Annotated in this window: 2 pseudogenes; both read right to left on the reverse strand. The window is 46.7% G+C overall.

Going from position 1 to position 14,364, the window contains the following annotated elements:
- Nucleotides 1–49: 49 nt before the first annotated feature.
- A pseudogene (locus B7360_RS22210) lies at nucleotides 50–14,275 on the reverse strand (DUF5801 repeats-in-toxin domain-containing protein); the annotation flags it as partial.
- 3 nt (nucleotides 14,276–14,278) lie between these two features.
- Nucleotides 14,279–14,364, reverse strand: a pseudogene (locus tag B7360_RS24795) (IS5/IS1182 family transposase); the annotation flags it as partial.

A 14,364-nucleotide genomic window follows, 5' to 3' on the forward strand; every position in this document is an offset into this window, starting at 1 on the left:
TAAAAACGGACGCCTTGTTAAAGCCGCCCGTTTTATGTTGAATCCAAACTTATCCGTTATCAATAACACCGTGATTCAGCAATGACTCTACAATCTCATTGGAGCTAAGACCGTTGAAGTCTATCGATGTACCTAAGTTTTCCACAACTATGGTTTGCTGGACATTTGCATCCGTCGTAATGTTCAGAGAAACATTTTCTGTTGATGCGTCGTAATCGGCTTGAATGTGCGCAAGTAAATCATCAATACCTGCCGTTGGATCATTCAAATCAGCGATCACGTCTTTGAGGTCAATGGTGTCCTCATTGACGCTAAAGTCAGTGATGGTGTCAATCGCACCATTATCCACCGTGTCTTCTGTCCATTTAAAGATATCGCTACCCGCACCACCAGTCAGAATATCAGAGCCTAGTCCGCCAATAAGCACGTCATCTCCATCTCCTCCTAGGATATAATCATCTCCCGTACCGGCTGCTAAAGTAATGCCTGCATCACTACCAATAAGATAGCTGTCTTCACTTTCAGCTGACTGATCAATATCTTGACTATTTAGTGTAACGTTTAGATTAATGTCTAATGGCGTTGAATACGCTTGGTCACCATTTGATGCAGTAGAAACCGCAGTCAATGTAATATCGTAATCTCCCGGGATCGCATTATTGATATGTAGCGTATCAATTTCATCTTCTGGGACAGTCCATGTTGTACCATCAAAGCTGATATTCGATGTTGTGGCCTCACTCGTGATCGTGGCTCCTCTTGGCACGCCTGTGAGCTCTAAGGCCAGTACTTCATCGACATCTGTCAACGCAGCCATAATACCCACCAGCGCGATGCCTTGACGGCTTGCACTTTGACTCGCACTAATTCTTTGAATGTAACTAAAGTTCTGATCAATGGCCAAGTTTGGTACGTCAGCGACCGGCGTTACGTTAATATCAAACGTTTCTGATGTTTGTAGTGAGGTACCCGTTAAGTTGTCATAGAAGATACCGTTGTCATCAGCGGTAACGGTAAGCGCAATAGAGTTGCTGTTCACGTCACTGGCATCAATAAATACACCGACATCCGGATCCGTCGAAGCGAAAAGACTATTAAGCTGAGACAAAGTCCCCATCAGTACAGTTTCACCTGCTAAACCAACGCCTTGAGTAATGCCACTCCCCGCCGGGACAACGACACTTATATCACCCTCATCGATGCTGAGTGACACCGTCATGATTTCATTCTCATGAACACCTGCAAAATCAACATCGGTAATTTCGATACCTGAGATTTTTTGATCCGATGACTCCACAATCGTATTTGTGACCATTGAGCCATCAATCTCCGGAGCATCGTTAATCGCCTGCACTGTCATCACGGCTGAGCCACTGACGGTCTTCGGATCCGAGACGCCATTGGTCATGCCATCATCCGTAATATCGTAATTAAAGCTTACATCCCCGTAAAAATCAGGAGCAGGTTCAAAGCTCCACTCCGTTGAGCTCAGTTGAGTAAGCGTCCCTGCTGCAGGGTCGACAAGCGTAACATTGCTAACGGTTAAATTGTCCGACTCAATATCAACCGCATTAACCAGCAAGTCCGCTGCGGTAACAATAACAGCGCCGCTGTCTTCATCAATACTTGTCAACGTCACTTCCGATGTTGTTGGCGCATCATTCACCTCTGTGACTTCAATTACAAATTGACTGCTATTTGAATTGAGTGTTTCATCGACACCGCTAATCACAATCCCTTCGTTGCCTTGGTCATCGACAGAGATGTCGACATTGACGTTACCAAAGAAGTTAAGCGCTGGGTTAAACTCCACTAAACCATCAGCGATAGCGGCGTTAAGGTCAGATACGGTTCCTTTCAGTTCAATTGAACCCGTGCCGTCTCCAGAAACCGTCAATCCGTAATTGGCAATAATCGATGGATTGAGCGCCAAGTAACCGCTATCGACAGCAATATTCAAGACATACTCTGCGGTAGGATCATCAAGTACCGCATCCACATCCGAAATACCAAATGTATCCAGCAGAATAGCGTTGTCTTCTGGTGTTTCAACGTCAATGACATTCACGAACTCCGGTCGATCATTCACCGCTTCAACATCAACAGCTACGTCAAACTCCTCGGCTGAACCTAAACTTTGGCGACCATCGAGCCCGGTATCAACCGCTTGCACTTTGAAATGCAGTGACCCACCCCATGAGTTATCGTTGCGATCACCAGAATTAAAGACCACTTGATCCAAATCTTGAGCATCGATTTCTAATACGAAGACGCCATTTCCTTGGTCAGTAAACACCGTTCCATCAGGTAATGAAACACTCGCCCCATCAGGGACATTTGAAATCTCAACTCTCATCGTCTCCGGATCATTTTCCTGGTAGGTTGCGCCATCTCCGATGGACTCTTTGTTATCAACCACCAACGCATTGACGTTGATAACAATATCTTCTCCCTCATTCCCCGCAGCTGAAGTATCAGGATTCACATCAACATCATCGCCAATAGGATTCACAACCAGCGTAAAGTTATTAGTTCGCTCAGTTGGTACTTGTAACAATTCTTCTTGGATGAACACGGTAATGCCAATCTCTGCCTCACCACTGAAGTTTTTCGGCGGTTTGATTTGGATGTCACTCAAATCAACGGATGTCTGAGTAAGGTCTTTTAGCTGAATACTCCATTCTCCTCCGCCGTTGTTCTTAACAACATAATCAGAGGAATTGGATTGCACGACAAAATCATCAGGGATCCCTGTTAACTTGAGTGAAACGAAACTTTCAGAGCCATCATTATCGTTTAAGCTGATCGAAACCCCAGAGCCTGATTGATTCAACGAAATTAAAGTATCTTCGTCACCAACCACGGTAATTGGCTTCGTAGGATCGGCACCTGTAATCGTAATATCGTCCACCACTGGCGTAACTTCGAATGTCACGTCATCAGTAAAAGTTCTTATATCGATATTATCGCCAGGGTTATTTAGGATAGACTGATCAAATACAGCCTCGTCTGTGATCTCTCCTTCGATATTAATCTTGACGGTGTTTTGTCCCCCACCTACGGGATAATTTTCTTTCGGCTTAAACAGAACAGTATCAAGCGCACCCGCTAAAATCTCTGCTTCATTAAACTCAATACTTGTCCCTAAGCTATTGCCATTTGCGTCAACAAACTCCCCCAGTGTTGTGTCATCGAGCTCTAACTTGATATTCGTTAGCGTTTCCTGACCACCTTGGATATTGTTATAACGGTCAGCAAAATCGACATTTAGATTAAGTTGGATTAAACCATCTTCATAACCCACACCATCCGCCGTTGGTACATCGTTATTTAGGTCATTAACTGGTTGTTTGTTAGCGTCTAAACCGAGAGTACCTGTGATATCCACTGTCACATTTGGTGTAACATCACCATCTAATGGCTGATCACCCGCCGAACTCGGAACATCTGCAATCGGTAAAACCTGAACTGGAATTCGCACGTTGTTTTCTTTTTCGTCGCCAGACTCTGTGTCTTTGGTGACAAACCTCACAGGCAATTCGAAATCACCAGCGTAATCTTCTGCCAAGTGCATCGTTAAACCGTCCAAACCTGTGATATTGCCACTAGCATCAATATCTGCTTGGAAAACGTATTTACCATTGACAAAATCGATATCAGTGCCTGTTATCACCAAGCCTGGAGGAATACCGGGTGCAGATGGATCAATAACAACAGTCAAAACATCTTCCACACCATCCGCATTAATCGCATCGACTTTCGACGTCAATTGAGTGCCAAGGTCGATCGCATTATCTTCCGATGCTTCAATTTGGACGTCATCAGCCACCTGAATTTCGGCGGCAACACTCGTTTGCGGCGTGAGAACCGTCGGAAACTCAAGTGTCACGTCAGTTTCTCTTACTACTGTTGCGTCTTTTTCAACGGCATCTTCACCTAAATCGTTGACCTCGGCATAAATGGTTAACCCAATTTGAGATAGACCGCCGTTGTCACCATCATCGCTGTCGTCGTTTGGCGTTAAATCAAGACCCGAAGGCGCTTTAATCGAGAAGTTTTCTTCGTCAATGACTGTCCATCGACCGCCGCCTTCGTTCAATGCACCAACAATGACCAATTGATTGAGAATCTCAGGGTCGACATTGTGGAACTGAACAACAAGCTGAGTCACCACTTCATCTGAAGAGGCGTCAAACTCTTGGTATTTGATGATATTCGCACCAGACTCCCCACCCGTTGAAGTATTGATCGTAAAATCAATGTTCCCTTGACCGTCTGACTTCACGATGTCAGTGATAACGCCAGTGCTTTCAGTAACAAGCAAACGTGTCTGGGCGTCTAGCGATCCTGTTGTATTTTCTGGCTCAACGATTGGATTGACTTGGACATGCACCATGCCATTGATGGTTTTTTCTGCAATTCCCTGCCCTGGATTAGAAGCATCGACATATTCGTGGTCAATCTCTTTCACCGTCACCGTAGTATTCAAATCAAAGTCAGTACTAGAGTCTTGCTCTAATTGCACCTGGACATACCCGCTTTGAGAGATTCGAGCAGAAAAGTCTTGCTCCGACTCGTTCGCTAGTGGCGAAAGTGTTAATGCTCCAGAAACCAATGTTTGTGCTACGCCATCGACATAAACCGTGCTGCCTGGAGGAAATCCAGAAATCGTCACATCACTAAAGAACTCGTCTGTATCAGGGCTTTGAGTCAACGTTGGCTTCCAATCAATATTAAAGCGTGTATCTTCATCACCTTCTGATTGAACCGTGTAGTTATCTTGCGCATCAATGACAGGAGCGACAATAATTCGGATCTCACCCGATGAGGTTCGACTGTGACCATCATTCTCTGTGACGATCGTCGTCGCTGTAATATGAATGTTCTCCGTCGATGACGCTTCCGGTTTAATAACAATTCCAGAATTAATATTCGCCGTGGTGATATTGGCTTCATAGATTGGCTGATTTTGCGCGTCATAGCCTACAAAGGTCAGATCGACGGATGCACCATCGCTATCAAATACCTCGACACCTGCCGGAATATTGGACAGCAGAACCGTAACCGACTCTGAGTGATCATTCGGGTTATCTGGTAACTCGCCAGAGATAACACTAAAGCCCAACTCTACTTGACCATTCTCATCGATATTAGTCTCAATACCTCTTACATTGCCGTCATTAAACTCATGCCAGATCCCTGATTTATCATTCAGCTCAATAAATGGTATGTCAGCTACGCCTTTCACACCGACGATCACTGTTTTGCTGCCTAGTGACAAAATATCTTCGGCAACCCCATTAGATAACGATGCAGTGTCTTTGACGATACCTTCAACGTTGAAAGTAAAGTCATCATTGCTGTGCAACGGAGGAAGCACTTCGACGTTGGCTAACTCAGATTCTGGCACTTCGTAATAGAGTACATTGCCGCTTGAATCGGTCACTTCCACGATTTGGCTTGGGTTTGCTGAATCAAGCCACACTAACGTAACGCCATCAATTGAGAAGTCAGAAATACGCACAAACAGTGCTTCAGAACCATCTAAATCCGCAGACGGCTTCATGGTAATCACTTCACTTAACTGAAGTGGATCATGATCCGTGACAGGATTGACGGTGTCTTGAGTTCGAGCGTTATCCTCAAAGACATTGATTCGGTTGACTGTAAAACTACCTGGGTCCGCGATTGGGTTAACATCAATGATGATAGTTTCTGTCTCTGAACGTGCCGTTTCCTTCCCTGATAACGGATTATTGTTTTCTGTTGTAATGGCGGTTACATCAATCTTGATTTCGCCCGAGAAATTATCGATTGGGTCAATTTGAACGTCACCAATTCGGCTGGCATCTACGAGATAAACACCACCAGTTTGTGGAATCGCACTACCATCCGAATATACTAACTCTGCGTTACCTTCCCCTTGTGTAAAGACGAGCTCGTACACTATATCTTCAGGATTACTAGTATCCTGAGTTTCCGCCGTGATATTAAGTGCGACGTTGTTTCCGTCTTCATCGACAGAATAGTTAAACTCGCTGCTCGTCGTCCAAGTCGCAATATCTGCAACGGCAGCAACTTCAATGTCTAAACGACCATTAATCGTATGATCTGGCGTACCATTGTTAAGAATTTCCACACGGATACGAGGATCAACTCCTGAAACGTCAGTCGAGGTATGACGATCTGGGACAAAATACAAGTTATCTAAAGAGACAAGCTCGCCACTAAATGATTGCTCGACATTCGAGGCATCGAGAACAACCGTATCGCCGACTGGTGTCAGTTCAATGAAGTTACCGCTGCCATCTCGGTAATAGAAAGTACCGTTGTGCGTGCTTGCATCTCGAATCGTGATGTCACCTAAGCTCTCGTTACGGTCGATATCGTGTAAATTGATAACCAAGTCGACTTTCGCAGGCGTCACATCCAACGCTGATAGGTTATCTTGAGTATTTGCAGAGTCAACGCCCACAACGACGCCATCACGCCCTTGGTCCTCGAACGCAGTAACGGTAGACGTGTCAATTTGCGCATTACGGTCTCTTATCGAGATATCCACATCGGCATCTGCGATATCGCCATCACCATCGGTTGCAACAACGTTGATGGTGAAATCAATCGAGTCGGTTTCTGTATGGTCAAGATCGTCATTCGGACGGAATGACACACTGCCATCGGTTCGAACAACCAAACGACCGATTTCAGTATCCACTCCGTCAAGAACCTTGTGAACAAATACGACTTGGTCGCTGCCGTTCAAATCGACAGAATCAGAATCAACACCGTTTTGCTTAAAGTAAATGCCTGAATCATCAGCCGAAAATGAAGTCACTTGTGCGCCGTCAGCACCAAGATCGTCATCACCTTCTACAGGGTCTTGGAATAAGTGAACCGTGCGGCTGCCTTGTCCCTCAACACGCGAAATAGATGCATCGTACAAGGTTGGAACATCATCGGTGATCGTCACTGGTAAGTTAATACCTGCCGTATCGCCATCGACATCGGTCGCAAAGACTGGAAGATCGAGTATGAGAGTATCTTCGCCTTGGGTTGAGTGGTCTAGCGCCCCCTCGAGTGTAAACTTGTAAGAGCCGTCAGCGTTCAAAACTAGCGTGAACACTGAGTTACCATCAGGTGTTTGACCTTGATAAGTAAAGTTGTTGTTGCTTACCGCGGTTTGAACTAACGTCACCGCGAAGCCACCTGACGTTACTCCTGGGATCGGGTTAGAAGTAAGATCCAACTGGTAAGAGACAACGGTATCTGCCCCTTCCACCGTATCGAAATTGCCCGTTGCTTCTAGGCTGTCTTTGTTGGTTGCCTGAGAGCCATTAGCGAGGTCATCCTCATCAACAGCCAAAGCATCTGCTGATTTAATTTCGGGAACGTCATCAACCACGGTAATTGGAAGATTCAGTGATGATGACGTGTCACCATCAAAATCTGTGACTGTAATTGGGATATCAATGACAAGGTTGTTTTCACCTTGAACAGCATCATGGTCGATTGGTCCCAAAAGTTCAAATTGGTAACTGTCATTATTCGCATCAAGAGACAGAGTGAAGATCTTAGTTGATGTGCCAGTAATCACCGCTTCGTAACTGGTTACACCACCAACCGAGCTCACCACATTCAACTCAATGCTGCTGCCGTTTGAAGTTAAGCCAGACACAACCGCATTGAGGTCAGAAACTTGGTAGCTGACTATCTCATCCGCGCCATCAACGACTTCAAATCCGCCAGTCAGTACCGTCGAATCGCCACTTGTCGTATCAGAGCCACCGGCAAGATCATCTTCATCAACGGTTTGTTGGCTAGAGTCTGTCACTTTCACAATAGCTGGAACATCGTCCACCACGGTGATCGGCAAGGTGATGTTATTGGACACATCGCCATCAAAATCAGTCGCGTTGACTGGGAAGTTAATGACCAACGAGTTTTCATCGTTACCCGCAGGATGATCAAGTGCACCCAACAGTTCAAATTCATAGCTGTCTGCTGAGCCATTTAGCGTCAGTTTAAAGACGGTATCCGTCGTACCTTGTACGTAAGCTCGGTACTCAATCACACCATTTGAATTTGAAAACTCAACCAATTCAAGCGGCTGACCACCTGAGGTAAGGCCCGAAACGGGCGATGTTAAACTATCCAACTGGAAGCTAACGATAGAATCGGCACCATCAGTAACGTCAAAGTTGCCACCAATGATATTGGATTCTGGCGTGTAGTCCGAACCTTGGTTTGGAATATCATCCTCATCCACAGACAAGGTACTACCAGAGCTAATAGCGTCAATGGTTGGCTTGTCATCTACGATGGTCACTGGCAAGGTCGCAGTGATGGTATCGTTGTCGCCATCCGTAATCTTCACAGGTAGATTCAACAAAATCTCATCAGAGTTAACCGCGTGATCTAACTGACCAGATAACTCAAAGTCGTATTTACCATCTTGATGAAGTGTCAACGTGAAGACAGTCACTCCACCCGGAGTTTGTCCCACGTAAACAAGCGCGTCAGCAGTTGAAGCACCAACGTCTTGAGAAAGTGTTACCTCTTCTCCACCCGATTTCAGATTCGGGATAGGATTTGAGCTCAGATCCAATTCGAACGCATCAATACCATCTGCGCTAGTAACGTCAAATTCACCTGATACCGTTAATGGCTCTTTAGTGCCATCAGAACCAAGAGGTAAATCATCTTCGTCGACACGTAAACTTTCAATGTTGGTAACAACCGGAACATCGTCCACAACGGTAATTGGCAATGTGAAGGCTGGTGACGTATCACCATCATTATCCGTCGCCGTCACAGGGAGGTTAATAATGATCTCGTTTTGCTGATTACCATCTGGGTGATCAAGCGGCTTCTGTAAATCGAACTCGTAGGAATTGTTTGTTGCATCCAACGTCAGTTCGAACACCACTTCAGCAGGATTGCCAGAGACACCTTGGTATACGTTCACGCCGTTTGCACTAGAAGACAAAACTAAGGTGATAGCATCACCATCTGAAGTCAGTGACGCAACAGGCGTGGTCAGGTCACTGAGCTGAATAGAAGCAACTTGGTCAGCACCTTCGGTGATATCAAAAGTACCTGAAATAACAGTATCTTCTGCACTTGCAGCATCAGTACCTGCTGGTAGGTCATCTTCATCAACGGTTTGTTCACTGCCTGCTAGTAAACCATCAATGGTCGGAACATCATCCACAACCGTAATTGGTAAGGTGATGTTGTTCGACACGTCTCCATCAAAGTCCGTCGCGTTTATCGGTAAATTGATGACCAGTTCATTTTGGCCATCAGCATTTGGATGATCGAGAGGAGCAAGCAAATCGAACGTGTAGCTATCATCAGAGGCATCGAGGGTCACTCGGAATACTGGTGTCGTCGTGCCATCAATACGAGCTTCGTAAACTGAAACGCCACCTGCGTTTGATACTTCAACCATAACCAATGATTGACCACCTGAGGTCAGGCCTTGTACTGACGTCACTAGGTCAGAAACGCCGTACTCCACAATGCCATCAGAGCCATCAGTCGCGATGAAGTTACCAGCAATGCTGTTCGATTGCGTACCATCAGATCCGACTGTTGGGATATCGTCCTCGTCAACCGTTTGCACACTTGTTGCTTCGATGCCACCAAGTGTCGGTTTGTCATCAACGATCTTGACAGGGATTGTCTCAGCAGAGGTATCGCCATCAAAGTCTGTTGCGATGATTGGGAAGTTCAGTGTCAGCTCGTCACTATTAACAGCATGATCAATTGGACCTTCAAGCGTGAAGTTATAGCTTCCATCAGTATTCACTGTCAGTGTAAAGACCGCTTCACTCCCCGCCGTCGCCTCGTAAGTAAAGCTACCGTCGCCATTTGCGATTTCAGTCAGCGTGACGGCCACACCTTGTGATGTAAGGCCAGCTACTGGTGTTGCAGAAGCGTCAAGCTGATAACTCACCACTCGGTCCGAGCCTTGTGTGGTGGTAAAGTTGCCATCGATTGAAATCGGGTCAGTTTGGTCTGAGCCAATCGTGCCTAAGTCATCTTCATCAACGGTAATCGCATCAACATCGGTAATGGTCGGTTTATCATCCACGATGGTGACTGGGATCGTTTCTGTGGTGGTATCACCATCAAAATCTGTCGCGATGATTGGGAAGTTCAGCGTGAGCTCATCACTACCTGTTGCATGGTCAATTGGACCTTCAAGCGTGAAGTTGTAACTGCCGTCGCTGTTCACCGTCAAGGTAAATACGGCTTCTGATCCTGCGGTAGCGATATAGGTGAAACTGCCATCCGCATTCGCGCTTTCCGTCATTGTCACCAATACCCCGTGTGAGGTTAAGCCATCAACAGGGTTAGAGGATGCATCTAACTGATAACTCACAACATGATCAGAACCCATCGTGACAAAGTGACCATCAATCGACACGGACTCGTTTTGATCAGAGCCAATCGTAGCCAGGTCATCTTCATCCACGCTGATCGCATCAACATTAGTGATGCTTGGCTGATCATCAACAATAGTGACAGGCAGTATTTTAGTTGAAGTGTCGCCATCAAAGTCTGTTGCGATAATCGGGAAATCGATTTGTAGGCTGTCGCTATTCATCGCATGGTCTAGTGGACCTTGCAGAGTAAAGGTGTAGCTGCCATCTGGCTTCAGCACTAACTCAAATACGGCATTGCCATCTGCTGTGGCAGTGTAAGTAAAGCTACCATCACCGTTTGCCGTCTCAGCAAGCACAACAGGTTCACCTTGAGAAGTTAACCCTGCTAGAGGATCCGCGGTTGCATCAAGCTGGTATTTAACAACGCTGTCCGAGCCTTCTGTCGTACTAAACGAACCAGACATAAACGCATCATCGTTTTGGTCTGAGCCAATTGTGGCGAGATCATCTTCGTCTACTGTCAGTGGAACAACGTTGTCGATGCTTGGAACGTCATCAGTAATAGTGACTGGAATGGTCGCAGTAGTCGTGTCACCATCAAAATCCGTCGCAATGATTGGGAAGTTCAGTACTAACTCATCGCTGTTTAACGCATGGTCGACCGGACCTTCCAGACGGAAGTTGAATGTACCGTCTGCATTCACATTCATGGTGAAGACAGGGTTACCATCCGCGGTAGCAACGTAAGTAAAGCTGCCATCGGCATTCGCAGTCTCTACCAAGGTAACAGGCTCACCTTGCGAAGTTAACCCCGAAACAGGATCAGCCGTTGAGTCAAGTTGGTAGCTCACCACACGGTCTGACCCTTGAGTGGTCGTGAACGCACCTTCTACATAAACAGCGTCGCTTTGGTCTGAGCCAATACCTGAGAGATCATCTTCATCCACAGCCAGCGGCACGACGTTATCGATGACTGGTGCATCATCCGTAATCGTGACTGGAATGGTTGCCGAAGTCGTATCACCATCAAAATCAGTGGCAATAATTGGGAAATCAATCGTCAGGTTGTCGCTGTTAGCTGCATGGTCAATCGGGCCTTGCAGCGTAAAGTCGTACGTACCATCCGTTGCGACGTTTAACGTGAAGACTGGATTGCCGTCTGCGGTCGCAACATAGGTAAAGCTGCCATCACCATTCGCGGTTTCCACCAAGGTAATCGCCTCACCTTGAGATGTCAGCCCCGCAACAGGATCTGCTGTTGAATCCAGTCGGTAGCTCACCACTCGGTCAGAGCCTTGTGTGGTAGTAAACGCGCCTTCAACGAACAGATCGCCGCCTGGGTCCGAGCCCACACCGCCAAGGTCATCTTCATCGACACTCAACGCATCCACCGCTGTAATGGTCGGTACATCATCAACAATCGTGACTGGAATGGTTTCAGTAACGGTGTCGCCATCAAAGTCGGTTGTGATAATTGGGAAGTTGAGTGTCAGCTCGTCACTATCCACCGCGTGATCAATTGGCCCTTCTAGCGTGAAGTTGTAAGAGCCATCAGTATCTACTGTCAGAGTAAATACTGGGTTGCCACCCGCAGTCGCTTCATAAGTGAAACTACCATCACCATTTGCGATTTCTGTCAGTGTGACAGCCACGCCTTGCGACGTTAAACCGTCAACCGGTGTTGCAGAAGCATCAAGTTGGTAACTCACCACTCGGTCAGAGCCTTGTGTGGTAGTAAAGTTGCCATCAATAGAAATTGGATTGCTTTGGTCTGAGCCAATTGACGCTAGATCATCTTCATCAACCGTAATGGCATCCACGTCAGTAATAACTGGCTTATCGTCCACGATCGTCACTGGGATCGTGGCGTTTGTGGTATCGCCATCAAAGTCTGTTGCGATGATTGGGAAGTTCAGCGTTAACTCATCGCTATCTACCGCATGGTCGATTGGCCCTTCAAGCGTGAAGTTATAAGAGCCATCGGTATTCACTGTCAGCGTAAAGACCGCTTCAGTCCCCGCTGTCGCCTCGTAAGTAAAGCTGCCATCGCCGTTTGCGGTTTCAGTTAGCGTGACTGCCACGCCTTGCGATGTGAGTCCAGCCACTGGTGTTGCAGACGCGTCAAGCTGATAGCTCACTACTCGGTCAGAACCTTGTGTGGTGGTGAAGTTGCCATCGATTGAAATCGGGTCAGTTTGATCCGAACCAATCGTGCCTAAGTCATCTTCATCAACGGTAATCGCACCGACATCGGTAATGGTCGGTTTATCATCCACGATGGTAACAGGCAGTACGATTTGGCTTGTGTCACCATCGAAATCGGTAGCAATAACGCTAAAATCAAGGGTTAAGCTGTCGCTATTTGCCGCATGGTCGATTGGACCTTGCAGTTCAAAACTGTACGAGCCATCAGTATTCAAAATTAATGTGAAAACTGCACTGCCATTTGCCGTTGCGCTGTAGGTGTAACTGCCGTCTGCATTTTGCGTTTCGACAATGGAGACGGTTTGCCCTTGAGATTGCAGGCCATTTAAAGGATCAGCGTTTACATCCAACTGATACTGTACGACGCCATCAGAGCCCTGAGTCGTCGTGAACTGACCTTCAACCAACGTTGGCTGTGATTGGTCAGAGCCTACCGAACTTAAGTCATCTTCATCGACGGTAAGAGCAACAACGTCGTTAATGGTTGACACATCATCAGCAATGGTTACCGGTAGAACAAGTGAACTGGTGTCACCGTCAAAGTCCGTTGCGACAATAGTGAAGTCTAGAGTTAAGCTATCGCTACCCACAGCATGATCGATTGGGCCTTCAAGACTAAATGAATAAGAACCATCAGGGTTCACTTGTAAGGTGAAGATAGCGTCCCCTTCTGCCGTTGCAGAATAGGTAAAGCTGCCATCTGAGTTGACAGTTTCCGTCAGAGAGATAGATCGACCCTGTGATTCCAACCCATTGAGTGGATCAGTGCCGCTCTCTAATTGATAACTTACAACACGGTCTGAGCCCTGAGTCGTCGTGAAACTGCCTTGCGCGAGCACAGAATCGCTTTGATCGGAGCCGATGCTTGATAAATCGTCTTCATCGACGGCCAGCGCATCAACGCCATCAATCGAAGGAACGTCATCTTGAACTTGAATGACAATTTGCGCCGCTTCTGGTGTGTTCGAACCGTCGGTAATCGAGGAGCGGTCGCCATCCGCATCTACCGCGTAAACTGGCAGTGAGAAAGTGAGCGAGTCATCGTTAGCACCCGTATGGTCGAGTTGTTCATACAAGTTGAATTGGTATTCGCCCAATGCAGGGGCATCAATCGCCACATCAAATACGGTAATACGCACGCCATCCAGCTCGATGAAGCCCTCGTAAGTACGCACGCCATTACTCTCGGATGCTAGTTCAAGTTGGACAACCTGCCCCTGAGATTGGAGTTCTCCACCAACATTAAACTCTGTAGGTTCCAACTCATAATGGTCAATGATGTCACTACCGACCGCTGTCGTGATCGACCCAGTGCCACTTGTTACTACCGCGCCTTCCTGTGAACCTTGGTCAACCCCCGCCTCGTCTAAAGACAATCCCGTCACATTTTCAATCACTGGATTATCGCCATCAAGGATGGTCATCGTAAAGGTGTTGCTTGCCGTATCTTGGTCGAAGTCGACGACTGTGGTTGGCAAAGAGAGCTCAATCGTATCTTCACCGTTTGTTTGTTCTAACGGCTTAAATTGCTCAAATTGGTAGGTACCATCAGTATTCAGACTGATGGTTAAGACGGTTTCATTCGAGCCAGCAATGGACAAGGTGATAGTGCTGCCGTCTTCAGAGAGTACCGCCTCTGTTGCCTGATTATCACTCAATAGGCCATCAAATTGACTAAGAACCTATCCCAAAAGGGATTTATTCCAAACAATGAGGCCACAAGCAAAATGCAACATGGCCTCGTAGTTTTCGATTTTCTTTTCCCAAC

Source organism: Vibrio sp. ArtGut-C1 (assembly GCF_002105475.1).
GTDB lineage: Bacteria > Pseudomonadota > Gammaproteobacteria > Enterobacterales > Vibrionaceae > Vibrio > Vibrio diabolicus.